Here is a 26,798-nt window from a genome sequence, read left to right as displayed (position 1 = left end):
TTTTTTATTTATCAAAAAAAGAGATTACTTCGTCTAATTGTTCCGCAAAATGAGTATTGCCGTTCCTGCTATCGAACCGGGTAGCCAGATCTGTCGCCAGATCCAGATAGTAATTATATATATCCATCAGCCGGTAAGTATTGTCAGATCTGTAGTAAGGTTGTTTATTACTTATGGTTTCTATTATGCGGGTACTATCGTCTTTCAAGAGATGGAGTACAGAGGCCGCAAAATCGAAACGGACGGCCGCTTCGGCTTCCATTTCCAGATTGACAAACTTTTCGAAATATACCCATGCCCGTTCTTTGTTACGCTTCGACATGTAATACATCATCAAAGTTACTTCATATAATTGAAAAGGCATCACCGATAGTTTTGAAAATTCTTCGTCGGCTTCGTTAAAATATTTAGTAACCCTTTCGTCATTCATCTTTCCGCCAAAATAATAGATCAGTCCGCTGTATACAGGGATAGGGTTCATCTTGTGGCTGGACTGATTGGCTACAAATTCGCTGATATGTGTAATTGCTTTATCGAAGTCTCCTTCGAACATTTCTACATAGATGGTCGTGATCATATCATTACTCCAAGACCCTAAGGTATCGGTTTCTTCCTTGTCCCGTAAATCGAGGTATTTGCGGGCGGCACTTCTGTCTCCTAAAAAAAGAGACCAGTTGGAGAGGATATTGTAATACTCGCGCAGGCTGAACCCGGCTTTGGAACAACGGCTCTTAAAGTCTTCGAAGATTGCCTCTATCTGCTCCCTCGATATCCGCAGGTTATTGTAAGATACAGCGGCTAGCCATTTATATTCCTGAAGCATTTCTTCTTCAGAACACATATCAGGATTGGAATCGTATGCATTTAGTATCCATGCAAAGGCTGGAAAACTCTCTTGTAAATGAGCTGTAAACTGTTCGGTACGGACTAAGTCCATCCGTAAGTCGAATCCCCAATCTTCATCATTATTAGCATCGGCCATTTGTATCGCCTGTTTAAGCAAAACCATCTGGTCTTCGGCATTTTTCAGATTCTGAATCTGTAATAATATTTTTTGAATTTCTAGATTGTGATTCATTTTTTAGTTTACTTATTGCTTTAATACTTCTTCCAGCTCAGCCGTGAACTTATTTGTTCCGTTTCTGGCATCAAACCTCCGGGCTAAATCTGTAGCTTTATTATAGTAATATTGATATAGCTGATTGGTATCATATATATTGTCGGAAGAAAAGTAGGGAACTTTTATATTCAGTTTCAATTCTTTCTGTCCTCCGTCTTTCAACAAAGGTAGTGCGTTTTTAGAGAAGTCGAAACTGACGGCATCTTCGGCATCTACTTCCCAGTCTGCATATCTTTCGAAATATTCCCAAGCCTTGGTTTTGTCCGTTAATGTAAGGTAATACAATAGGTCAGATACCTGTGATATTAAAGATGTATCGTTTTCTTTCAAAGCAGCTATTTCTTCTTCGGCTTTCGGTAAAAATTCAGCAGCACGTGCATCTCCGGCTTTACCTAAATAGTATGTCAGATTACAAAATGTAACTAAAGGCATTACCCCACAAGTCAGTTTTTTTGTTATCAGGTCATTTGCTGTCGTCAGTGCTTTGTCGAAGTTTCCTTCGATAAGCTCTATTTCTACCTGAGTGTCTAATTCGCAGGCAGGACAATGTGACATTCGGTCTCTGGCTATGTCGTTACGTAATTTCAAGAATTTTTTAGCTTCCTCTATTTCTCCCGTAAATAGATACCAATATATCATTACACTATAGTATCCACGAAGAGTGTATCCGTTGCGTTCCATCCTTATTTTAAGATCATCCATGATAGATTCGACCTGTTCTTTCGAGATGTTTACATTACGGCGGGCAGCCCCTGCCATCCATTTATATTCCCAGAGAAAATCGCTTTCGTCAAACATTTCGGGGTTTGTATCACGGGTGTTCAGTAGCCATGCAAATGCCGAAAAGCTGTCGACACAGTGGGATGTGTCTCTTTCTTCGAAGATCAGATCGAGCCTCAAATCAAATCCCCAGTCAAGATCGTTATTGGCATCTGCTATTTGTATGGCTTGTTTCAATAGATTGATCCGGTCTTCGGGGTGTTGTACGGTATCTTTTTTTAATAATAGTTTTTGTATTTCAAGATTGTGGTTCATGTTATATCGTCGTTTGTATTAAAAAAATATTCAGTCCTGAGATGCAAAGAGCTTGTAATCGTCCTGCACTTTGCTGTATTTTTCATTTAACTTGTCAAAAAGGTTATCTAAAGTACTATCGAATTTTTTCTGTTCTATACAATCCAATATTTGCCTTACTATACCTATACATTCATCTGTGGCTGAATAGAAGCGGCTATAGACATTGAGGTATGATTCGTCCTTCAATTTCGACTTGTCTTTTCTTGAATAATCCTTGTGTATATCAACCATCGCCTGAAGGTCGTCAACATCGAGCTTCAGAATAATGGCACTCAACTGCTGAGAATATACCTGATCAATTATCCTTTTCAGTTTGTCGGCATCTTCTTTCATCGGAACTACAAATGGTGCGACTTTCTTGCTTTGCAGAAGTTGTATCTCTGCGGCATCCTGGATATTCGAATTTAAGTCGGTAACCTTCTTCCACGAATCCAAAGCTATACTTAATGATGCCTGCAGGCTATCTCTTAAAGCCGGATATTTGGAAAATGATGCATCTTGCACAAATTTTTTATTAGAGAAATAATTACTTAATACCAAACAGTGTTTTTTTACCCTTTCAGTATTTGATTCGGCTTTACTGATAAGGGTTGTAAGTTCTTCCTTATCAAAGAAATCTTTGGTGTTATACTTTACTGAAAGATAGTTTTGAGAAGGTATCTGGTTATCTTCGGCCGGGCTTTTAGGTTCGATAAAGTAGATGGCATTCTCCGGATTTTGATTTAAAATCTGGATATTGAAGTCTGCCATATATACGGGCCTGTTCTGGTAATAGCTAAGTATTTCGTGATAATGATTTCGGAGATCGGTAACAGCCGTCGTGAAACGGATTGTTTCAGAAGCCGTTTGGCCGGTTTGCCCTTGAGCGGGTATTATAGTAATTAATAAGACAGCTATGATTGTTAAAAGATTTCGGCACATGGAGTTATTGTATAAGTGATTGTTCGTTTTATTTTTATGCTTTTTATCCGGAAAGTGTCTCTTTCGGAATAAAAGAGCAGTATCCCTCAAATATTGAGTGTAAAAGTAAAAAATCTTATTCTTCCGAAAGAAAAATACATCGTATTTATACCGAAGATAAACAAAAAAATATCATTTTTCATATCTTTGCATTTACTTACCGGCAATAGCCTTCGATGATTAATTCATGTGGTATATTATATGTTGGTTTAGAACTGGGTAAGCCGGAAAGAATAGTCTTTTGTTTCCTAACAGGCAAATTAGATGTTATCAAAAATTACAGAAGAATTCGGGCTTCATATAGAAGAAGCTGCATTGAGATTAAAAGAGGTTGTGAAACAGACACCTCTGGAGATAAACCAGTCATTATCCCGCCAGACAGAGTCTAATGTGTATCTGAAAAGAGAGGACTTACAGGTTGTACGGTCATACAAACTTCGTGGAGCATATAATATGATGTCCAGTCTGGATGACGACCAGTTGCGGAGAGGAGTTGTTTGTGCAAGCGCCGGAAATCATGCGCAAGGTGTTGCATATAGTTGTAATATGCTGAAAACAAAAGGTGTAATATTTATGCCTAAGATCACACCCAAGCAGAAAATTAATCAGACACGTATGTTTGGTAACGGTAATATCGAGATTGTTCTGACAGGAGATACTTTCGATGACTGTGCGGAAGCAGCAAAGGAATATACGCAAAAACACAATATGATCTTTATTCCTCCGTTTGATCATACAAAGATTATTGAAGGGCAAGGTACTATCGCTGCCGAAATACTCTCCGGGATGGGAGATCAACCGGTAGATTATATTTTTATTCCGATAGGTGGTGGTGGCTTGTGTGCCGGAGTAGGAGCATATATAAAAGATCACTCGCCTAATACGAAAATTATAGGAGTGGAACCTGTTGGAGCTCCCAGTATGACAGCTGCTATTGAAGCCGGGCATCCGGTAGTGTTATCCCAGATCGATAAGTTTGTAGACGGTGCGGCTGTTAAAAAAGTAGGAGAACTGACGTATCCTATTTGTCATAAGGTTGTAGATGAGGTTTGTTTAGTACCCGAGGGAGAAGTTTGTACGACTATACTCGATTTGTATAACCGGGATGCAATAGTTGTAGAACCCGCTGGTGCATTGTCTATTGCTGCATTGAATCACTATCCAGAACAGATCAAAGGTAAAAATGTTATTTGTATCGTTAGCGGAAGTAATAATGATATAAACAGGATGCAGGAGATCAAAGAACGGTCTCTTATTTTTGAAGGCCTGAAATATTATTTTATTGTTGACTTTCCTCAGAGGACAAATACATTACGTGATTTTGTTAATCAGGTTTTAGGTAAACATGACGACATTGTCCGGTTCGAATATATGAAAAAGAATGATCGTGAGAGCGGCCCTGCGCTGGTTGGCATAGAGGTCGATTCGCGAGAAGAATATAAACAGTTGATTGTACGCATGCAGGAATATGGACTCGATTTTACTCTTCTGGATCCAATAAGTGATGTCGGAAAATACATCGTTTAACAATAAAAAGAGTAAAATTTAGTTATATATATATCGTTTATCTAAAAAAAGAATATAAAATGTGTGGAATTGTCGGATATATAGGATTTAGGGATGCATACCCTATTTTAATTAAAGGTTTACATCGTCTTGAGTACCGGGGATATGATAGTGCCGGAGTTGCATTATTGAATACAGATAAGGAATTATCGGTTTACAAAGCTAAAGGCAGGGTAAACGATTTGGAAGAATATGTGAAAGACAAGGATATTAGCGGAACTATCGGTATTGCACATACCCGTTGGGCTACACATGGTGAGCCTAGTAATGCTAATGCACACCCTCACTATTCGCAAACGGAAAGTATAGCATTGATACATAATGGTATAATAGAAAATTATGCTGTCCTGAAAGCCGAATTACTAAAAAAAGGTTATAAATTTCAGAGTAGCACTGATACCGAAGTTTTGGTACAATTTATAGAATATGTACAAAACCTGAATAACTGCGATTTATTCTCAGCTGTTCAGATAGCCTTGAATCAGGTAGTTGGGGCATATGCAATTGCGATAGTAGAAAAGGGAAATCCTGACCAGATAATTGCTGCCAGAAAAAGTAGCCCGTTGGTAATCGGTATCGGTGAGGGCGAATTCTTCTTAGGGTCGGATGCATCTCCTATTATTGAATATACAAATAAGGTTATTTATTTGAATGATGAAGAAATAGCCCTGATCAAGAGGAACGATGAGCCTAAGGTATTCACAATATCGAATGTAGAAACAACTCATGAAATCAAAGAATTAGAGTTGAACCTGAGCGAACTCGAAAGAGGTGGTTTCCCTCATTATATGTTGAAAGAGATATATGAGCAGCCTCAAACCCTGAAGAATTGTATGAGCGGCCGTGTTAATGTTGAAGGCACGAATATAACCCTTTCGGGAATAATTGATTACAAAGACAAATTCATCAATGCACGACGTATCATTATCATAGCTTGCGGTACATCGTGGCATGCAGGACTTATAGGTGAATATTTGTTTGAGGAGTTTTGCCGTATTCCTGTTGAGGTTGAATATGCATCAGAGTTCAGATACCGTAATCCGGTAATTTACGAAGATGACGTGGTTATTGCTATATCGCAATCAGGAGAAACAGCCGACTCGCTGGCTGCCATAGAATTGGCTCGTAAGGCCGGAGCTTTTGTTTATGGGGTTTGTAATGTTATCGGGTCATCTATTCCACGTAATACCGATTCGGGTTCATATACACATTGCGGACACGAAATAGGTGTGGCTTCCACTAAGGCATTTACAGCTCAGGTAACAGTGCTTACAATGATGGCTCTGGCTATAGCAAAAGAGAAAAATACAATTGAGGAGAGCCGTTATCTGGATTTAATTAAAGAATTGCAAAATATTCCGGCTAAAATAGAAAAGATTCTGGAGCATGATGACAAGATAAAGCAATTGTCCAAGATTTTTACTTATGCACAGAACTTTATCTATTTGGGACGTGGATATAGCTATCCTATAGCATTGGAAGGTGCATTGAAGTTGAAAGAAATTTCGTATATACATGCCGAAGGGTATCCTGCGGCTGAAATGAAGCACGGTCCTATTGCTTTGATCGATAATGAGATGCCTATAGTTGCTATTGGTACCAATAATAATATTTATGATAAGGTAGTTAGTAACATTCAGGAGATAAAAGCCCGCAAGGGTAGGGTAATAGCTATTATAAATGAAGGAGATGAGGATATTAAGAAAATGGCAGACCATTATATTGAGATACCTGCCACCGAAGAATGTCTTGACCCTCTATTGTCATGTATTCCTCTGCAACTGTTAGCTTATCATATTGCAGTGAATAAAAACCGGGATGTGGATATGCCCCGTAACCTCGCCAAATCGGTTACTGTAGAATAAGATAGATATAAATAAAGTTAAAAAAATAAAGAAGATGCGGGTTAGTGTCTTCTTTATTTGTTTAAAGACAGCAAATCTCCGTTGGAGTATTACATTTGCCTTAATTAAGCTGAGTCTGGCTTTTATTCAATTAGTAATTGACAATCAATAATGAACTCGAAAAGAAGATTTGTTTTTTTTCTTTTATCAATAACCATAAGTTCTTTGGTATTTTCTCAGGAAGTAAGAGAGGCACGAACTCTGGCGGATAATCCTATTAATTCTAAATTTCCATTATTAAAATTCCTCGATGTCGAATATGAACAGTTCTCCGCTGCAGATTATAAGCTGAAACGGGATGATCAGAAGTATGAAGATGGAAGCATACATTCGCAAAAAAGGCTAAGGGCGAGTGTTATGGTGCCGGTTCTGATGAAGAAAAAGTTTGTCGTATTTACTTCTCTCAGATATAAATACGAAGTGCTGGACTATGAAAATGTAAAATATTACCTGATAGATAAGCCTTTTTTTACACACAAGGCAAACGAGGAAAGCCATTATCTGGCAGGAACGGTTTCTTTCAACTATATCGACAGGATATTCGGTAAAAGGTTGTTGGTTAACGGAAATGTCACAGTCGATGGTTCGGACAGAGGCTATGAACGAATGATGGGAAGTGTTTCGGCTTTAATCAATATCCGCGAAAGTGCCCATACAACTTTTGCAATCGGAGCCTATGTGTCCAGTTCGCGTTCGTTGGTATTTCCTATATTTCCAACTTTGCGATATCAGCATATGTTTGTGGGTACACCCTGGATGATCGACGGTATTATGCCTCAATATTTTTATGCCCGCAGGATGATAGGGGAAAACGGGCGGTTCTCTTTTGGCTTTTTGCTGGATAGCGGAATGTTTTTCGAATATCCGGGGCAGGAAGGATTTAAGCACGTATATACCTTTGATAAAGTTGCCGGAAAACTGGATCTGGTATACGAGCATAACCTGACCAAGTCGATAATGTTGCGGGCTAGCGGAGGTCTCTCGAAGACGTATAAAGGTGTATTCCGTGAAAAAAATAAGAAAGATGACTTTGCCGAAATGTCTCAGGATTGGAATGGATATTTTTCGTTAGGAGTCAGCTACAACTTGGGAAGGCGTAAATAATCGTAACAAAGTTGTTCTAGATTGGTCGGTTTTTAGTAATTTTATAATCACTAATCGTAATCTTTTGTCAAGAATGAAACAGTTTATTATTGGAGCGCTACTTTTCGCAAGTAGTTTGTTGGTTAATGCGCAGACGTTTAATGTTGCGACGTATAATTTAAGGAACGACAACCCTTCGGATGTCGGTAATATGTGGGTAGACCGCAAAGCTTATGTAGCTAAACTGATAGTCTATCATGACTTTGATTTTTTCGGTACACAGGAAGCGTTACCCAGTCAGTTGGAAGATATGGTAACACTGCTGCCAGCATATGAATATTACGGCGAAGGCCGTGATGGACATAACCAGGGAGAACATTCTGCTATATTCTATAAGAAGGATAAATATAGGGTGCTCGAAAAAGGAGATTTCTGGTTGTCGGCAACTCCCGATGTTCCATCGAAAAGCTGGGATGCACCATGTTGTAATCGTATTTGCACATGGGTGAAACTGGAAGAAAAAGCATCAGGAAAAAGTTTCTATGTATTCAGTGCCCATTATGATTATGAAAAAGACTTTGCACGTAACGAAAGTAGTAAACTGGTATTATCCAAATTGAAAGAAATAGCCGGAGACGCACCTGCCATATTTGTCGGAGACCTCAATGGCGACATGCGTACATCGTGGTGTCGTATTATTCACGAGTCGGGTATTCTTCGCGATACATACTATGACGTGAAAGCGCCATATGCAAATAACTCATCTTACAACGCATGGGGTAAAAAAGTGGATAAACTCGATCAACTGGATAACAATATTATCAGTAGCGGAGATATTCTGGATCATATCTATTTTACGAAACATTTTAAAGCTGAAACATGGGGAATGTTGACTGATACATACAGTTTGGGGGACAATGTTGCTAAATTCCCATCCGATCATTTTCCTGTAGTAGTAAAAGCCCGTTGGGTTGAATAAAAATATTCGAATATAAGAATAAGAAGAGCGTGCCGCATCAGGGTACGCTCTTTTCTTTTCCGTGTTATCTGAAAAGCTTTATATTTGTGTTTTTCTTATAAATAAGTTATCATCGGAACAACACTTTTTTGAATATGAATTACAGAAATATATTTGTATTGTTGGCTTTTATTGTTGGGAGCTTGTGCATTACAAGCAAAGCGCAGAAAATTAATGATGTAATGTTCAGGCAAACATCAAAATATACTTTCAACCTGCCCCAACTCGATGTGTGCTTGTCTTTACCTAAGGATGCCGGATTCAGGGTGCCCATAGCATCCGGAAAGAGTGCGGATCTGGATATTGGAGAACAAACATATTATTCTTTTGAAATAAATAAGGATAAAAATATATTCAGGTTTAGCCTTACTCCAAAGGATAAAGAATATATACAGCTACAGATAATGAAATTGCCGGGTAATTTTAAAGTACTGGAATACAGAGCAAAGGTAAAACAGGCTCCTAATTTCAGAGGAATTATGGATCCGGTAAAAGCTAAAATAGGAGAACTATATTCATACAAATTATCATCATCATCTGATAAAATCTTTTATGCATTTACTATAGAAGACGGAGGCTATTTTTATCAGTTTGTGGTTGAATCATCCCTGTTTGAAGAGAACAAAGCGAAGTTCACAGACTTTCTCAAGTCATTTTCGAAGAAAGATTTAAGTATTGCCCTTATAAAATATAATAACCGTCTAAACTCGGGGTATTATGATACAAAGGCAAAAAATCGGCCGGATATTGATCCCGAGAACCTGTTTGAAACTAAAGAAGGGAGGTTGCTATCGGAAACGAATCTGGATATCGAATTGTATAATACCAGCTTCTGGTTACCGGCTGAAACAAACTATTCGATGAAAAGCAGAAAAATAAGTTTGTCGGATAATGGGAATACTCAAGTTGAAATATATGAACCCGACACAATTAATCATACTTATTTTGCCCGTTATGTACGTGAAGGATTAATATATGATTTCCGGTGCAGTTCTTATGATTTCCGGGATGGGATTGCTCCCGAATCAGGAGGGAAAAATTATATAAAACAAACGATAAATCTGGATGGGGCAGAAGCTGCATTCGTATACAATGGGAGTGATTATAGTGGAAGTATCCTTATCAGTTTGAAAATAAATAACCTGTTTTATTATTTCAGCTTTATGGAATTTACTTACAGGGATATAAAAAATATAAGTGAGATTGTTGCGAGTATAAAGCTGCCGGAGTATGCGAATAGAACTGCTAAGAATAAGCCGGTATCGGTTGAGAATCTGATAAGTTTGAAAGAGACACCGCAGCTTCCGCTTGCAAATTTTTCCTTACGGAAATATACAAGTTTGGATTATGGAATTCAGTTTAAATTAAACTTTACAGATGCAGGTATCAGTATGGTGGTACCGGGAATGATGAAGAACTATCTGATCAGGCCGGAGACTAATCTGACAACAATAAGTGATACAGAGTGTAGTCTATCGGGATATCCGACATTGATGGGAGGATGGTTTGGTGCAACCAGTGGTCCGGTCTGTGCTACATTAGAATTTTCGAAGTTTAAAAATCCGGAGGAATATCTCAATAGCTGGTATTGGGCATTAGACTCGCGAAAGAATACAACCAAAGTTATACCTTATATAAAGAAGATAAATGGAAAGGAATGGGCTATAATAACCTATGAAAATAGCTCAGGGTCGAATTTTTCGGCATATGCCGCATATGTAATGCCTGAATGTACTGTCTTCTTTTTGATAGAATCAACAAACAAAGAAGCGCGAGATAAACTTTGTAATTTGATACAATTGGTGACATTTAATAAGTAAAATTTTATCTATAAATAAATCCGATTGAAAGACAGTAGAAAGAAAATAAAAAAATACAATATTTGTCACGAATGTCACTTTTTTGAGGGCAATTTGCTGATTTATAATGGTTCAGTAGGGTGACAAAAGTGACACGGGTGTCACCTTTTTGTATACTTTGTATAGGGAATAAACCAACTGACGATTTGTCAGTATTATATTTTGGCACAGATTTAGCTATAACGAGAATAGAATTAGAAATCATAAACTAATAAAAATATTTTAATCATGAGTATTAAACCATTAGCAGACAGAGTGCTTATTAAGCCTGCTGTAGCCGAAGAAAAAACTGTAGGTGGAATCATCATTCCAGACACCGCTAAAGAAAAACCATTGAAAGGTAGTGTTGTAGCTGTTGGTAACGGTACTAAAGACGAAGAGATGGTATTGAAAGCAGGTGATAGTGTACTTTACGGTAAATATGCCGGTACAGAAATCGAATACGATGGCGAAACCTATCTGATTATGCGTCAGTCTGACGTTCTTGCTATTATTTAATCATTCATTCTTCAAAAAATAAAAAAAACAGAAATAGAGCTATGGCTAAAGAAATTAAATTTAATATTGATGCTCGCGATCAACTGAAAAAAGGTGTTGACGCATTGGCTAATGCTGTAAAAGTGACATTAGGACCTAAAGGACGTAATGTAATTATCGAAAAGAAATTCGGTGCACCTCATATTACTAAAGACGGTGTATCTGTTGCAAAAGAAATAGAACTGGAATGCCCGTTCGAAAATATGGGTGCTCAACTGGTAAAAGAAGTGGCATCTAAAACCAATGACGATGCTGGTGACGGTACTACTACTGCAACTGTTTTGGCTCAGTCTATCATTAGCGTAGGATTGAAGAACGTTACTGCCGGTGCTAATCCAATGGATTTGAAACGTGGTATCGACAAGGCTGTTGTTAAAGTTGTAGAGAACCTGAAAGCTCAATCGGTAGCTGTCGGCGATGACTTGCAAAAAATAGAACATGTAGCTAAAATATCGGCAAACGGTGACGAAACTATCGGTAAACTGATTGCTGAGGCTATGGGCAAAGTGAAAAAAGAAGGTGTTATCACTGTGGAAGAAGCAAAAGGTACTGAAACTTACGTAGATGTAGTAGAAGGTATGCAGTTCGACAGAGGCTATATCTCTCCTTATTTCGTTACTGATACCGAAAAAATGGAAGCTGACTTAGAGAATCCATATATCTTGATTTATGACAAAAAGATATCTGTATTGAAAGACATCCTTTCTATATTGGAAGCTGCTCTTAAATCAGGTAAACCTTTATTGATCATCGCTGAAGATATCGATTCTGAAGCATTGACTACTTTGGTTGTAAACCGTCTTCGTGCAGGTTTGAAAATCGCTGCGGTTAAAGCTCCAGGATTCGGCGACCGTCGTAAAGAAATGCTGGAAGATATCGCAACTCTTACAGGTGGTGTAGTTATTTCGGAAGAAAAAGGCTTGAAGCTTGAAGCTGCTACACTTGATATGTTGGGAACTGCCGATAAAGTGACTATCAACAAAGACAATACTACAATTGTAAACGGTGCAGGAGATAAAGCTGCAATTGCTGCTCGTGTAGGTCAGATCAAAACTCAAATCGAGAAAACGACATCGGACTACGATCGCGAGAAACTGCAAGAACGTCTTGCTAAGTTGGCAGGAGGTGTAGCTGTTCTTTATGTAGGAGCTCCTTCAGAAGTTGAAATGAAAGAGAAGAAAGACCGAGTAGACGATGCTCTTTCTGCAACTCGTGCAGCTATCGAAGAAGGTACTGTAGCCGGTGGAGGTACAGCATATATCCGTGCATTAGATGCATTGGAATACCTGAAAGGTGAAAATGACGACGAAACTACAGGTATCGAAATCGTGAAACGTGCTATCGAAGAACCTCTTCGTCAGATAGTGAATAACTGTGGTAAAGAAGGTGCTGTTGTAGTACAGAAAGTACGCGAAGGTAAAGCTAACTATGGCTATAATGCCCGTACAGATGTATATGAAGATCTTGCTGCATCGGGAGTTATTGATCCTACTAAAGTTACTCGTGTAGCTCTTGAGAATGCTGCTTCTATTGCAGGTATGTTCTTAACTACAGAATGTATTATTGCAGATAAAAAAGAAGATAATCCGGTTCCGGCAATGCCTCCAATGGGCGGTGGAATGGGTGGAATGATGTAATTCCATTATATCTATATATAAAAGAAGTCCCTCGAAATATTCGAAGGACTTCTTTCTTTTTATCATATGATTCGGTTAATAGGCCTTTGCGAATACAACTCGTTGTGCAGAAGGATTTCCTGTAACCATACATTTACCGGGCGTTTTATCTCCATCTAATGGAATACAACGGATAGTTGCTTTAGTTTCGGCTTTGATTTTCTCTTCAGTTTCCGAAGTTCCATCCCAATGAGCCATGATAAATACTCCTGTTTCTATCTTCTCTTTAAACTCTTCGTATGTGTCTACTGAGATAGTCCGAGAAGTTCTGGTATCTAAAGCTTTCTTATATATATTCTCTTGAATATCATTTAATAGATTCTTAATATAGACGTCAATATTATCGCAAGAAACAGTCTCTTTAGTCAGAGTATCCCGGCGGGCAACTTCTATAGTGTTGTTTTCCAGATCGCGTCCTCCCATGGCAAGGCGAACTGGTACACCTTTTAACTCATATTCAGAGAACTTCCATCCCGGTTTCTTATTATCTGCATTGTCGTATTTGACTGAAATACCCAGATTCTTGAGTGCAGTAACAATTCCGGCAACTTTTGTATCTATCTCGGCAAGTTGTTCCGCACTACGATATATAGGTACTATAACAACTTGATAAGGAGCTAATTTTGGAGGAAGGACAAGTCCATTATCGTCTGAGTGAGCCATTATCAGAGCACCGATCAAACGGGTTGAAACTCCCCACGAAGTAGCCCATACGTAATCTTGCTTTCCGTCTTTATCTGTAAACTTCACGTCAAAAGCTTTAGCGAAGTTTTGTCCCAAAAAGTGAGATGTTCCGGATTGAAGTGCTTTCCCGTCCTGCATCATTGCTTCGATTGTATATGTTTCAACAGCACCGGCAAAACGTTCATTAGCCGATTTCACTCCTTTGATAACAGGCAATGCCATATGATTTTCAGCGAATTCAGCATATACATCCAGCATTTTACGAGCTTCGATTTCAGCTTCGTCTTTGGTTGCATGAGCTGTATGTCCTTCCTGCCAAAGGAATTCAGCTGTACGAAGGAACAGGCGAGTGCGCATTTCCCAGCGAACTACATTTGCCCATTGGTTACAAAGTATAGGAAGATCGCGGTATGATTGTATCCATCCCCGGTACGTATTCCAAATGATAGTTTCTGATGTTGGACGGACAATAAGTTCCTCTTCGAGTTTAGCTTCAGGATCGACAACCACGCCTTTTCCGTCAGGATCATTTTTAAGACGGTAATGAGTAACTACAGCACACTCTTTAGCGAAACCTTCGACATGATCGGCTTCTTTACTTAAGAATGATTTAGGGATGAATAAGGGGAAATAGGCGTTAACATGTCCTGTTTCTTTAAACATATCGTCTAGTTGACGTTGTACTTTTTCCCAGATTGCATATCCATATGGTTTGATGACCATACAACCCCTTACAGCAGAATTTTCTGCTAAATCAGCTTTAAGTACCAGATCTAGATACCATTGACTGTAATCCTCACTGCGCTTAGTCAGTTCTTTAAGCTCTTTTGCCATGTTTTATATTATTCTTTGCTTTGTTTCAATTTTGCAAAGGTATGAAAAAAAGCCTGCTTTATATTAATCCTGTTTATAGATAAAAGATTGCGAGCTTTTCCTTTTCACTATTTCAGGGTAAACACCACATTCACGAAGGCATCATAATTCGGCAAGGAATTCACCCTATAACTCATCACCCCCGCTTCACTAATGCCCGTCACCGTAATACACGGATCACAATAAGTCACATAATAATTCAACTGCGAACCATTAAAAAACGGAATCACAGCCGGCGCACCCGTACTCTTCACCCTCGGAGAATTAAACCCCGTATAATACACATTATAAAGATTAATAGACTGAGTCCCCACCAATAAACTCCCCGAACCATCCGAAGTCGGAATATTCACCGAAGGCATATACAAAAAGTGGCGGTTATACAAAGTCAGACAAGACCACGAAAAAGTCCCCGGATTAGCAGGCGTATCCTTATACAGAGAAACACACCTATAATCCGTATCATATACCATTAAGCCCGAAGCCGGACTAACAATAGCCAGTTTCTGAGCAGTCGTCATCCGAGGAATAAGCAACCCCTTATCATTGCTGTACCCATTCAAATCAAGTACAGAAGAGCTATTCGGATTATCCGTATTCACCCCTATCTGAGCCGATACATTATATATCCCCAAAGTGACATATGTGACAATAGCTAATAATCTTATATTCAAATATTTCATGTTGTTTCCATTAAAAAAGTATACAAAAGGAGTCAAAAAAGTGACACTTGTGTAACCCATGTTACTTTGCTTTGTTGTTTATTATCAATCAATTACCTCTAAAAAAGTGACAAAAGTAACAAAAGTGACACTGTTTTCTTATTTTTTTTATTCTTCATTATTCATTCCTTATTCTCTGTTATAGATAAAACTATTCAGAGAGTTGTTTGGAATTCAGCAAATCCGAGCGGGTCATTCTATTCGCCTTCAAAGAACAATCAACAATATTCGCCTCCATAGTAATAGGCGTCAGAGAAGTTCCATCCGCTTTATACGGAGTAACCGTAATCGTATACAATCCCGAATTATTATACGAATGCTTTAGCGAATATTCACTTTTCGAAGTAGTAACCGATTGATTCACCCTAGCCGTTCCATCCCCGAAATACCATTCGAGTCTGGCCGGAGCATTTCCACCCGACAGGTCTACCTCTACCGTATAAGTCCGGTTATGCGCCGTACAGGCAAAAGGTTGTTCTTTAGGAATAATACGGATAAAGCCGGCGGCAAAGGAGGGGAGACCAAATGCAGCATCATTTAATAAATAGTCGGTGAAATGTTTGATATCGGTGCCCCCGGTATCGGGATTCAGTACTATTGCTAGATTCTTAGTCGGAGTCTCTGTGGGGGTATTATTCAACTGTATACCATATAATCGATTATCCAAAGCTGTTTTTACGTTTGAGAATCCCTGATCTAGATAAGTCATAGCATTACCTGCTCGAATATTATCCCAGGTATTGACATAAAGTTGTCCATAATTAAAAAATCCGGTTCCAACATATAAGTATTGATTGTTAGGTGAAAAGGTACCCCCATAGGTGCTGAATGAACAATTCAATACTCTTATATCGGAAATCTGACCTGTTGTAGGATTAAAAATAGCGGATGCTACTTGTTTTCCTCCCCAGTTCAAAGAAGCTATTTTTGTAAAATCTGAGGATACTATCATTTCTCCTTGCGGATTTATGGATGATCCGGAACCGATGTTAATGAGAGTATTTGTTATACTAAAATTGGGTGTAGTTGATATTCCGGCAGAAGTAATAGCCCAGACATAAAAAGTCTGCAAGGTGCGGTGTATCAGCCAGTAATCTTTACCATTGGTGTTGGGCACGGCTGCTATGTTTTCATTTACAGAACCTGCTAAGATTGGATTGTTTTTTGATGTTACTTCTCCAAGCCCTCCATTTAGGGATATATCTATAATTGAATAGTTTAAGCCATCAGTGCCACCCATGGCCGGAACTGTCACAACATAATACTCAGTAGTACTTCCGGGTTTAGGAACAACTATTCCTGATTGTGTAGCTGAATAATCACCTAATAATCCTGTCCCGTTAATCATTATATTTCCGTTTTTATCATAAACGGTAGAGCCATCCGACGAAAATAAGAGCTGTCCGTCATAAGTAGATACAGTAAAGCAACCCTCTCTCGTATTCAAAGGTCCAATAATAGGTTTAGGCATATCAGTTACAGTTGTAGCATCATCGGCAGTAGCATCATTTAATATATTGAAGTTTAAACCAGAATAATATCCGAAGTGCCACCAGCTGGTTTCCTTCTGAGCATAAGAATTTATCGAAAAGCCTATTAATAGAAGGCATACATATATCAGTTTCTTCATTAAATGTTTATTTAAAAATATGTGTTGTTATTTCTGTAGGGATAGGAATTTGCTCTATCCGGTGTCAATATCCGGGCGAAGCAAAGCCTCGCCCCTACACGATGTTTATTTCAGTACAAACACCACCGTCAAAAACGAATCATAATCCGACTCCACCTTAATATCATACGTCATCACCCCATTATCATTAATCGAAACATTCCCCATCACATCCATATCATAGTTGGTAATATAATAATACAAATCCGTCCGGTTCGTAAAGTAAGGAATATTCACCGGAGCCGAAGGATTCTTAGTCGGAGCCGTAAACTGAGTCAGATACTCATTGTAAAGGTCGATAGTCTTGCCTGTCACTACAGTTGAAGCATCCACAGCAATAGTCGGCATATAGAAGAACCCATTCTGCGCATCCCTCTGTGACAAACACACCCAAGCCGGAGAAGCAGTAGTCCCCGCATTCTGTGCAATACAACGCAAAGTCGTATCATACACCAATAAACCCTCCGCCGGAGCAACAATCGCCGATTTCTGCACAGTCGTCATTCTCGGAATCAGAATCCCCTTCTCTGTACTGACGATATCCAAAGCCGCCGACACATTGGGTGTACTTGTGTTTATACCCACCTGAGCCCGTAAAGCCGCCATGCCCAAAAAGCACAGCAAAATCATAAAAAAATACTTTTTCATTGCAATAAAATTGAGTTGTTCTTAAGACCCGAAGTCTTTTTGTTGTTTTTATAAAGAGTGATTGTTTTTTTGAAACGCAATAAAGCAGCAGAGTGCACACACTGCACCCTGCTGCAAAATGTAGCTGACTCCTATGTAAGCCGTAATCCGAAGAAGTTTTCGAACGACAACAAAACAACAATGATCCTACCGGACACAGCCTACCCAGCCAACTTAATATTTGGAAATGAATATATACAACAAAGCAAACGAAAGCATAAAAAAATGTCCCGTTATTTTGACACAATAGAAAATTTTGTTTAGTTAACGCGGGGTAATGCGTCTCTCTCTAATATTTCAGCACACAAAGGCAAATCTAAACTGTTAAAATTTAGAGGGCTGTTTATGTTTTTATGTGTGAAAATATTGGTCATTCCTTATTGGTAAAGGGTTGTTTGGTGTGGCAAATATACAGAATGTTTTGGTTTTTGCAAAAAAAGGTCGAAAGACTATCTTCCAACCTTTTAGTTTTTGTATGTAAAGGCCCTGTTACATCAAGAAAAATGTAACGGAGGGTCTTGTATAAACAGGACTAACTGCGGATGTCCATGTTGCTCCGGGAGTTATTGTTATTTCAAGGTAATCACCCGGTACACAATTAGCCATAAGCGCCACTGTTAGCGAAAAAGCGGTATTAGCCTCTGTTGCAATATAATATTGTACAGTATCTACTATGGTTCCGTTTTTTAGTAGCCGGATATAGGCTTGAGTTCTACTGCTTGATACAGTTGCAGATTTACCCCACCAACGTAAATACACGAGGTAAGGGCCTTCACCCGTAACGTTATAGCGGGTCGTAGTTCCGGTAATATAAAGTGTTCCTCCGGAGGTTGTAAAAGACTGTGCAACAGTAGAAGTGAAAGTCTCACCACCACTACCTTTGATAGCACCCCATGTGGCGCCACCTGTTGCGTCGGCAGATACAAGTACCCGGTCGGCTTTCTCGTTACCATCTTCTATTCTTAAAGCTGTTTCGGACGAAGATACATTCAAATGTAATTTAGCCTGAGGACTTATGGTTCCTAGTCCAACATTTCCGGCTGTTGTAACTACTACATCATCAGTAGTAACTGTAGCACTGTTTGCCTGAGGGTCAATATGCAATATTCCCGTTGGAGATTGTGTATTGATGCCTACTTGTGAAGTTGCAGGCAGTATGAAGCATAAACATATGCCTGATAATATAATTATTCTTTTCATCTGATTAAATTTTGAATACAATTAAACTCGGGTTAAAGACCGTTCCGTTATTAATTGCACCGATAACCCAGTTAAATGTTCCGGCAGTAGAAGCAGGAGTTGAGGGATTTATCCATAGCTTGAGATATCCGGTTGATGCACTTACTTTCCCATACAGACTGGTCGTAAAGCTAAAATAGCTATTAGCGACAGAATAACTCACATAGTGTTCTACACCATCAAGTTGGGAACCATAGTCTGAAGCTGCTGTAGTAGTGGCATATGTCAGGTAGATATATGCACTGATATTTTTATTTCCGGTGTAATAAGTTGTACAGCTACCCCACCAGCGAATAAACATCAGGTAATTACTTGCTTCTGTTACCGGTATGGAAATTAATAAAGTACGGGTTGCATTAGGCAGATTTCTTTGCCCTGTGTTCAGGTAATAAAAAGTAGCAGAGGAGGCAGGTTGGTCTGTCCATGACAAGTTGCCATTGGCATCTTTACTGTACAACATTTTCTTAGATCCCTGAGTACCATCCTGAAGCTTTAAAGGGACATCGTTGGTAACGATATGAAGCTTCGCTTTTGGAGATATGACTCCCACTCCCACATTCCCGTTGCTGTCAACCACAATATCGTCAGATACGCTGGTGGTGCCGGACGTATTTCTGGCTGCATCTATATGAAAAATCTGTTGGGGGGACTCAGTATTAATCCCTATTTGTGCAAATGACTCCGATACGAGTCCTACTTGCACGGATGCAAGTAATAGTAATATATATTTCTTCATTATTTTTATACTCTAAACATGACAATACTGGGGTTCCATAAAGGTTGTGTGGTACTCGCTGATCCGATAGTCCAAGCTCCTCCGGCGGATACACGAATATACAATTTGATATACTGGCCTTTAGTTGCCTTAGCAAATAGGGTGGAACTAAAACATGTATATGCTCCGGCCATAGTATTGGCACAGTACTCGGCTTGATCTTTAAGATTAGCTTGGTCGGCAGTCCAACTATTAGTTGTATTAGCCGACGTAGTAGCATAAAATACAGCGCAGACCAGATTAGTTGCAGCTACAGAAGCGGAGGTTCCCCACCATCTAAGAGAAATCATATAATTACCCGTTTCGGATATAGGCATTGCCTTTACCAAAGTATAAGTATTATATGCATAAGTGGTTTTAGCAGAGCCTGTCAAGTTATATATGACCCCTCCCGGAACAGGCTTTTCCATCCACGAGGCATTACCGGCATTGTCTGATACCAGAATATAGTTTGTTCCTTGTTTCGTATCCGTGATTCGCATAGGAGCAAGCGTCGAACTGCCTACCGAATGTATCTTGGCAGTAGGGCTCAATGTTCCGAGACCAATATTACCGCTAGTATTAATTAACACATCATCTGACACATTGCTCGTTCCTGAAGTGTTGCCCTGCCCGTCGATATGAAGGACACCTTGTGGGGTATTCGTATTTATCCCTACCTGTGCATTGATTATCCCGAAAGAGAATATACCCATCAGCAAAAGAATTTTCTTTTTCATTGTTACTTGTTTGAGTTGTTGTTTTATGTTGTTTATGAGTTGTCCGGAAAAGCGGAAAGATGCAATCACTGCATCCTGCCGCATAAATAAGTTGGCAGTTAGACAAACCTTGTTCAGGACTAAAATTCGAACGACAACAAAACAACAATGATTTTGTCCGGTCCGGTTTGCCCTGCCTACATTTAGTCAAATTGATATATATGATTAGAGATGTATTTATATAAAAATATATTGTGTAAATAAAACACAATAAGAAGAAAATATAATAACCTGCAACTAAAAAAATCAAATTATTTGTTATATCATTTATACGTGTGCGTCTCTCTCTCTCTCTCTCTCTCTCTCTCTCTCTCTAATATTTCAGTACACAAAGCCAAATCTAAACTGTTAAAATTTAAATCGTTTTTGAAGTATTTATGTGTGAAAATATTTGTCATCAAGTGTTCACGAAGAATTGTTTTTGCACGACAAATATAACGAATGTTTTTATTTTAGCAAAAATTTAACAAAAAAGCAGGAAATAATCTAAAATGAAGTTTTTCCTGCTTTTTCTGTTTATATCCCCATAAATGTGATTATGCTAAGGGGATTATCGGATGACATAATGTTAATTTGGTAAAGAGAATTTTCTATGGATTATATTCCGTTTTTTATTGTTTGTATTAATTTCCACCCACTGCTACAGCCCAGATGTAAGACTCGGTATTACTTACATCATATTCTAAATAATCGGAAGAAGATAAATCTCCTACCGCCCTGAGCCAGATATAAAATGTTCGCGCCGTAGTAGAATACGGAACTGCATATACTGCTGCTATCGTAGCATAAGTTATAGCATTGGTTGTACTGATAGAAGCAGAGCTGCAAACCTGTCCCAGACTGCCAAAAGCAGTTGACGATTCGGAAAGGTCACATTCGATATTCGCTATTTTCCCTATTACCGGATTCTTAAAAGCTGTAACAAAGGTTATCTCATAAGCACCTCCCGGTACTGTAATATTTACACCGCTATATTTACGGCTGTTGGTTACCCTGAATGGAGATAAAATAGAACTCAGTTCGGGTTCAATGTATAATTGAGGATATGGTTCTATGGCCCAATTCGCAGTACCTGCGACATCTTTTGTAACTAAAACTTTATCAGGCATTTGATAGTTGTCATTCAGCCTGAAAGTTCCGTTAATATCCAATCTAGTATTAGTAGCCGGTGTGGTATTGCCAATTACAATTGCACCATCATTAGTTATGACAATATCGTTGTTGAAACGGTTTGTATTAGCTGTTTCGACATTGTCGCTACCTGCGTCTATATTAAATATACCGAATGGTGTTTCTGTAAATATACCTATCTGGGCATAACTTATATTAAAGCTATAACATATAATATAACAGAAGATTATTACTGTTTTTTTCATTTTAGATAATTATTTGTTTAACTATTTACCGGTATCGCCCACAATAAGGCATTTCCATAATACTTAATATAATCTCCTGTTATTGTAGATGGTATTATAAGGATGTTTCCCCATAAGTAATATGTTTTATCGGTGGAGGTATCATTATCTACAAAATACATAGCAGATGTTTGTACTAAACTCCCTGATACAGCCATATAACTAAGAACCCTTCCTCCTACAGCAGTAGAGTTTTTAGTAGTATCCGAATCATCCAGATCCCACCATATACAATAACTGTATGCCGAAAGATTAGTATGCGTACAAACAAAATGAACTTCCCACTGTCCAGGAGGAATGGTGATATAAGCTCCCGAATATTTAAAAGAAGCGGCTCCGAGTCCATTTGTTTGATTTAGAGCATTAATAGAACCCTCAATCCGGTTGCCGATGTTCTTCGGCTTCCATGTTCCAACACCGTTATTATCGGATGTAAGCATGAAATTTTTTGTTGCCGTTCCGTCATCTATACGAATGGATTGCCCTTCTGCATTAATATCCAGTGTTTGTGTAGGGGTAATAGTTCCTAAGCCCACACTACCATTGGCTAATACGACAATATCATCCGAAGTATTCGAGGTTCCGTTAGTGTCCCCTTTAGGATCAATATGGAAAACTCCTTTTGCTGAGTTATCCATTATGTTTATTCCGACTTGACCGAATAAGCTATTGGCTATCGAAAAAATCAATATTGTGATATATATGTGTTTCATTGCGATTATTTTATTTGGTGACAGGTAATGCCCACATCCGGGCTTCGCCTGTATATCTTAGGGAATCTGTAGCCGGAATATTGAGACACTCAACATGTACGTAGAATGTTTGAGGTGAAAGAGTTGTATTCTCAAGAACAAATAACCCTGTAGTAGGCATGTATATTTGATTGTTATTATAGACTTTAGATTGTTCGAGACCCGATGAACTAAACCTTTTACCGACAATTGTACTCGGGCTTAGTATGGTCTGGGAAGTTGATAGATACCAGATCAGATTAGCCGGAGGGAGTTCTTCTGTCGCTCCCGTCTTCTTTCTCCCGCCGAAAGTGGCATTATAAATTACCTGCCAGGTACCTTCACCTAATGTGAGCGAAACTCCCGTATATTTAGTTTGTCCCCCATAAATACAAAAATAGTTAGCGATGTTGGATGATAAATTAGTAAATACGTTTTGCAGTTTTCCCGAAGAATCATCGGCTTCATTCGCAACTACTAAACTGCGCCCTGTTGTAGGTCCCCAATATGCATTGCCGGAAGCATCCGATTTCAGTACATAACCATCGCTTTGGGTTCCATCTGCAATGCGTATTTTGCCCCTCACATCTAGTTTCTCTGTAGGAGCAGCAGTGCCTATACCGACTTTTCCTTCATTAGTAACAATAACGTCATCCGAGTCGTTAGACGGTGAAGATGCTGTTCCTCCGGTATTCCCTTTAGAATCGACATGGAATATTCCAAACGGATTCAGGGTGTTTATTCCTACCTGTGCATTGAGTATACCTAATGAGAATACTCCCATCAGTAAAAGAATCTTTTTTTTCATTGTTGTTTTTATTAAGAGTGATTGTTTTTGAATGTATTCGTTGTAGTAGCAGAGTTCTGCCGATAATAACTTTTTGGAGATAAAGCAGAGCCTTACCCTTGCAAGGAACCTTTGTGTAAACCCTTTGTATCTTTGCGCCTTTGTGTTTAAAATGCTATTAACCATTTGAAAATAAAGCAGCAAAGTGCATACACTGCACCTTGCTGCATGGATTAGTTGGCCAAAACATAAACTGTTATCCGAAATAGTATTCGAACGACAACAAAACAACAATGACTCTACCCGGTACAGCTTACCGAGCCAACTTATAATTTGAAAATGGATATATATAACGAAGCGAACGAAGACATAAAAAAATGTCCCGTTATTTTGACGCAATAGAATTTTTTGTTTAGTTAACGCCCTGTGATGCGTCTCTCTCTCTCTCTCTCTCTCTCTCTCTCTCTCTCTCTCTCTAATATTTCAGCACACAAAGCCAAATCTAAACTGTTAAAATTTAGAGACTTGTTGACGTTTTTATGTGTGAAAATATAGTTCATTCCTTATTTGTAAAGGGTTGTTTGGTGGATCAAATATAGGAATTGTTTTTATAAATACAAAAATTCACAATTAACCTTGTATTTTATAGTGTTTTCAATTTAAAAGAGAAGAATCGCAATTATTATAAAAAAACGGTTCTTCTCTTTTAAATTCTATTTGGAAGCTTCTTTATTGAAACTGTATTCCTACCATTGTATTCTCAGCATTAGCTGTACCTGCTACATTCGTAAAAGTTCCATTCCCTTGACTGGTGCTTATCTGGACTAATGCCCCGAACATATAGTAATAGCGTTTGGTTGCGGTTGTTGTATTTATTATTATAAAACTACCAACCAATACATTATATGTGCGTTTGGTAATAAGCTTTGCTATTTGTTTTGCATCCTTCACATCTGCGGATATGTTAGCGGCCGCCAAAGCTGTACCCATAGATGAACTTTCGGTAAATGAGGCATGGCAAAATTGCTTATCCTGAATAGTTGTTGCGGCCGGAAGCCCGCTAGTACCTACCAGCAAAGTATTAACCGTTACATACCATTTGCCGGGAGGAAGGTCAATATAGCTGCCTGTATTATAAAATGCCCCAACATTGGTTGCTATACCCGGGGCACTGGGGTTACGATAAGCGACCAAAGCCGAAGGAGTCGGAGCGTTTTTCCAAGTACCAATTCCATTCACATCCGAAATCAATACTTTGTTCAATCCCTGATCGCCATCTTCTAAACGCAGGCCAACCTGTGGCGAGGTTTCGGTTCCTCCGGTTACTATATGTAACTTCCGTTTAGGAGAAATAGTACCTATTCCCATATTTCCGGCTGATGTTATCACTACATCATCTAATGCTTGTGAATCGGTTGGCGCTCCCGAAGCATTGTTGTTTCCTAAAGGATCTATATGCAAAAGAGCTTGTGGTACTTCGGTATTGATTCCTATCTGGGCAAACGAGCACAAGCCCGATAAACAGACCAAGCAGCCTGTTACGGTATTTTTAAGACTTACAATATTCATAATCAATTGCTGTTATAATTTGTTCCTAAATAGGTTGCTGTAACAATAGACTCATTACCCGTTCCTCCTAGTTTGTACTGGGTAGCTGTCGGTATAGTGCCATAGATACTTAAACCGCCATACCAGAGATAATAGGTCTTTGAAGCTTTTGTCTTATTGTTTATAAAAAATACCCCCGACAGCATATTATAGGAAGCATTTACACTATACAAAAAGTCGCAAATCAGGTAAGCCGTATTGGGTATGTGGTCGGATGATATTCCCCATGTAGAGGCAGAGTCGCTTAAGCCAAGTTTAAACCAAGCCCTGTTGTTAAAGGTTGTACTGTTGGTTCCGGTAGCCGTATTTCTAAAGACAAGCATTTGTACATCGATCATCCAGATACCGGGATCTAAAGAGACCGGAATGTTAGCATTCAGCATAGAGCCGGTAGCAGCCTGAGCTTGAGCCACCGTAAAAGAAAGCTGTGTTCCAAGATTTATTTGCTTAAGGGTATAAGTTCCGTACGGATACCATTGCGAAGTTCCATCTAATGATGAATAAAGGGCATATCCATCTTTCTGTGAACCATCGTCAATACGAATAGCTGCCTGTGATGCCGCCGATTTGATGTGAAGCCGGGTACCCGGAGATGTAGTTCCAATTCCAACTCGTCCGGCATTAGTTATAACCACATCATTCTGAGCCTGAGCTGTTGATGGAGTAGTCGAATTATCATTCGCCCCATCAATATGCAGCATCATACCACTAACTTTATTCGACAAGTTAATACCTATTCCCTGCGAATATGTCTTACTTAGTACAGATAGGCAAAAAGTAAAAACCAAGTATATATATATTCTGTTTCTCATAATAATCATTCTTCTACACGGTATGCATAAATAGAGTTTTCGCCCGAAGTGCTTAACCCTGTTCTTAAAATAGTCTGAGGCGTTGCTCCGTCATAGGAGTCTATCCAGCCGATCACTAAATAATACGTTTTCGAAGACGCAGCCATAGACCTGTTATCTAAAAGGAAAGATCCGTAAATGACTCCACATGATCCATATAGCCATAGTAATGTAGATGCCAAAGTATGATTTGTCAACAAATCAGTGGACATCTGATAGGCCATTCCTCCAGCTATGCCAAAAGAAGAATCGTCCGCTAAAGTTGTACGTGCCCATATCTGTCTTCCATCTATAGTAGTCGCTATAGCCGAAACATACAGACTACATCTTACCCACCAGAGGCCTTTTCCTAAAGTAATTTGTCCGGTTGTTTTCACTCCATTGTTCGATGCCCTGGCCGTTATACCGTAAGTAGAGTTTACCAAAGTAGGATCAGGCGAAAAATAAATTCCGGCTCCGAACTTACCGATAGTCAATCCGAAATCCATGTAGTTCTTCCATGTTGCATTACCTGAAGCATCAGAGACTAATAGTTTACCGATACCTTCATTGCCATCCTGTAACTGAAAAACCGGTTTGTAATTACTGACGGTCCCTCCATCCGAAAGATTAATTTTGACATCTGTTCGCGGTAATTGTCCTACTCCGATGTTTCCTGCTTGATTAATTATAACATCGTCCGTAACATTTACTGTGCCGACAGTATTGGTATTCGACAGCGGATCTACATGAAAGATACCCAACGGACTTTGTGTGTTTATTCCTACTTGGGCATAGATAACCCCGAAGGAGAATATGCCCAGTAGTAAAAGAGCTTTCTTTTTCATTATCATTTACTTGAGTTGTTGTTTTTAGGGCCATAGGCTCCCTTGTTGTTTTTATAAAGAGTTGTTTGTTTTGTGTAAAATAAAGCAGCAAAGTGCATCTACTGCACCCTGCTGCATAAGTCAGTTGACCAAAGCATGATCTGTTATCCGCAATAGTATTCGAACGACAACAAAACAACAATGATGCTACCGGACACAGTCTGCCCAGCCAACTTATTAGAAAATGGATATATATGACGATGTAAACGAAGGCATAAAAAAATGTCCCGTCGTTTTGACACAATAGAAAAATTTGTATTTTAGAAAAATTCTGTTTAGTTAACGCAAGTGATGCGTCTCTCTCTCTCTCTCTCTCTCTCTCTCTCTCTCTCT

Annotated in this window: 23 protein-coding genes; 7 read left to right on the top strand and 16 right to left on the bottom strand. The window is 38.9% G+C overall.

The window, feature by feature from the left end; translation table 11 throughout:
- Positions 1–4: 4 nt before the first annotated feature.
- Genes BUC12_RS07870 through BUC12_RS07860 form a run of 3 tightly spaced genes read right to left on the bottom strand, consistent with a single transcriptional unit; the run spans position 5 to position 3,118 of the window.
- Entirely contained in the window at positions 5–1,078 is a 1,074-nt protein-coding gene (locus BUC12_RS07870) for a hypothetical protein (RefSeq protein WP_062181972.1), read from the bottom strand.
- A 12-nt stretch (positions 1,079–1,090) separates the two neighbouring features.
- The gene (locus tag BUC12_RS07865) at positions 1,091–2,155 is read right to left on the bottom strand and encodes a hypothetical protein (protein WP_062181969.1); all 1,065 of its coding nucleotides are present in this window, start codon (positions 2,153–2,155) and stop codon (positions 1,091–1,093) included.
- A gap of 30 nt (positions 2,156–2,185) precedes the next feature.
- A complete protein-coding gene (locus BUC12_RS07860) occupies positions 2,186–3,118 on the bottom strand; it encodes a hypothetical protein (RefSeq protein WP_062181966.1) in 933 nt (310 codons plus the stop codon).
- A gap of 303 nt (positions 3,119–3,421) precedes the next feature.
- On the opposite strand from BUC12_RS07860, the gene ilvA reads away from it, so the two are divergent.
- The 7 genes from ilvA to groL all read left to right on the top strand — a co-directional run bounded on the left by ilvA (position 3,422) and on the right by groL (position 12,761).
- Positions 3,422–4,684 (top strand): threonine ammonia-lyase IlvA, encoded by a 1,263-nt coding sequence (ilvA, locus tag BUC12_RS07850; protein ID WP_062181959.1) that lies wholly within the window; start codon positions 3,422–3,424, stop codon positions 4,682–4,684.
- A 59-nt stretch (positions 4,685–4,743) separates the two neighbouring features.
- The gene (gene glmS, locus BUC12_RS07845) at positions 4,744–6,588 is read left to right on the top strand and encodes a glutamine--fructose-6-phosphate transaminase (isomerizing) (RefSeq protein ID WP_062181956.1); all 1,845 of its coding nucleotides are present in this window, start codon (positions 4,744–4,746) and stop codon (positions 6,586–6,588) included.
- A gap of 150 nt (positions 6,589–6,738) precedes the next feature.
- The gene (locus tag BUC12_RS07840; protein ID WP_062181953.1) at positions 6,739–7,731 is read left to right on the top strand and encodes a hypothetical protein; all 993 of its coding nucleotides are present in this window, start codon (positions 6,739–6,741) and stop codon (positions 7,729–7,731) included.
- A 73-nt stretch (positions 7,732–7,804) separates the two neighbouring features.
- A complete protein-coding gene (locus tag BUC12_RS07835) occupies positions 7,805–8,689 on the top strand; it encodes an endonuclease/exonuclease/phosphatase family protein (RefSeq protein WP_062181950.1) in 885 nt (294 codons plus the stop codon).
- A 134-nt stretch (positions 8,690–8,823) separates the two neighbouring features.
- Entirely contained in the window at positions 8,824–10,548 is a 1,725-nt protein-coding gene (locus BUC12_RS07830) for a hypothetical protein (RefSeq protein ID WP_062181947.1), read from the top strand.
- 267 nt (positions 10,549–10,815) lie between these two features.
- Complete coding sequence (locus BUC12_RS07825; protein ID WP_062181944.1) at positions 10,816–11,085, top strand: co-chaperone GroES; 270 nt, start codon at positions 10,816–10,818, stop codon at positions 11,083–11,085.
- A gap of 41 nt (positions 11,086–11,126) precedes the next feature.
- Positions 11,127–12,761: a chaperonin GroEL gene (groL, locus tag BUC12_RS07820; protein WP_062181940.1), complete on the top strand. Its 1,635-nt coding sequence runs from the start codon at positions 11,127–11,129 to the stop codon at positions 12,759–12,761.
- A gap of 75 nt (positions 12,762–12,836) precedes the next feature.
- Here groL and proS read toward each other — a convergent pair whose 3' ends face one another.
- The 13 genes from proS to BUC12_RS07750 form a co-directional block, all read right to left on the bottom strand.
- Positions 12,837–14,318, bottom strand: coding sequence for a proline--tRNA ligase (gene proS / locus BUC12_RS07815; protein WP_062181937.1), 1,482 nt, complete (start codon positions 14,316–14,318; stop codon positions 12,837–12,839).
- A gap of 107 nt (positions 14,319–14,425) precedes the next feature.
- Positions 14,426–15,040, bottom strand: a complete 615-nt coding sequence (locus BUC12_RS07810) for a hypothetical protein (protein ID WP_139262032.1) — start codon at positions 15,038–15,040, stop codon at positions 14,426–14,428.
- Between the two features lie 190 nt (positions 15,041–15,230).
- The gene (locus BUC12_RS07805) at positions 15,231–16,709 is read right to left on the bottom strand and encodes a PKD domain-containing protein (protein WP_062181931.1); all 1,479 of its coding nucleotides are present in this window, start codon (positions 16,707–16,709) and stop codon (positions 15,231–15,233) included.
- 105 nt (positions 16,710–16,814) lie between these two features.
- Positions 16,815–17,396 carry a hypothetical protein gene (locus BUC12_RS07800; protein WP_062181927.1) on the bottom strand — a complete coding sequence of 194 codons (582 nt, stop codon included), beginning with the start codon at positions 17,394–17,396 and terminating at the stop codon, positions 16,815–16,817.
- A 528-nt stretch (positions 17,397–17,924) separates the two neighbouring features.
- Complete coding sequence (locus tag BUC12_RS07790; protein ID WP_139262031.1) at positions 17,925–18,635, bottom strand: hypothetical protein; 711 nt, start codon at positions 18,633–18,635, stop codon at positions 17,925–17,927.
- 4 nt (positions 18,636–18,639) lie between these two features.
- Positions 18,640–19,410: a hypothetical protein gene (locus BUC12_RS07785; protein WP_062181918.1), complete on the bottom strand. Its 771-nt coding sequence runs from the start codon at positions 19,408–19,410 to the stop codon at positions 18,640–18,642.
- 5 nt (positions 19,411–19,415) lie between these two features.
- A complete protein-coding gene (locus BUC12_RS07780; protein WP_139262030.1) occupies positions 19,416–20,168 on the bottom strand; it encodes a hypothetical protein in 753 nt (250 codons plus the stop codon).
- A gap of 662 nt (positions 20,169–20,830) precedes the next feature.
- Positions 20,831–21,583: a hypothetical protein gene (locus tag BUC12_RS07775; RefSeq protein ID WP_062185300.1), complete on the bottom strand. Its 753-nt coding sequence runs from the start codon at positions 21,581–21,583 to the stop codon at positions 20,831–20,833.
- A gap of 17 nt (positions 21,584–21,600) precedes the next feature.
- The gene (locus BUC12_RS07770; protein ID WP_062185304.1) at positions 21,601–22,335 is read right to left on the bottom strand and encodes a hypothetical protein; all 735 of its coding nucleotides are present in this window, start codon (positions 22,333–22,335) and stop codon (positions 21,601–21,603) included.
- Positions 22,336–22,345: 10 nt separating this feature from the next.
- Positions 22,346–23,161: a hypothetical protein gene (locus tag BUC12_RS07765; protein WP_062185308.1), complete on the bottom strand. Its 816-nt coding sequence runs from the start codon at positions 23,159–23,161 to the stop codon at positions 22,346–22,348.
- A gap of 708 nt (positions 23,162–23,869) precedes the next feature.
- Positions 23,870–24,709 (bottom strand): hypothetical protein, encoded by an 840-nt coding sequence (locus tag BUC12_RS07760; protein WP_062184170.1) that lies wholly within the window; start codon positions 24,707–24,709, stop codon positions 23,870–23,872.
- Positions 24,710–24,711: 2 nt separating this feature from the next.
- On the bottom strand, positions 24,712–25,560 hold the full coding sequence (locus BUC12_RS07755; protein ID WP_139262029.1) for a hypothetical protein: 849 nt from the start codon (positions 25,558–25,560) through the stop codon (positions 24,712–24,714).
- Positions 25,561–25,565: 5 nt separating this feature from the next.
- Positions 25,566–26,426 (bottom strand): hypothetical protein, encoded by an 861-nt coding sequence (locus tag BUC12_RS07750; protein WP_139262028.1) that lies wholly within the window; start codon positions 26,424–26,426, stop codon positions 25,566–25,568.
- Positions 26,427–26,798: the final 372 nt, after the last annotated feature.

It is taken from the genome of Indolivaga macrotermitis, from assembly GCF_900128985.1.
Taxonomy (GTDB): Bacteria; Bacteroidota; Bacteroidia; order Bacteroidales; family Dysgonomonadaceae; genus Dysgonomonas_A; species Dysgonomonas_A macrotermitis.
Note: the sequence above shows the minus strand (reverse complement) of the source record. Positions and strands in the feature narration are given on the sequence as shown.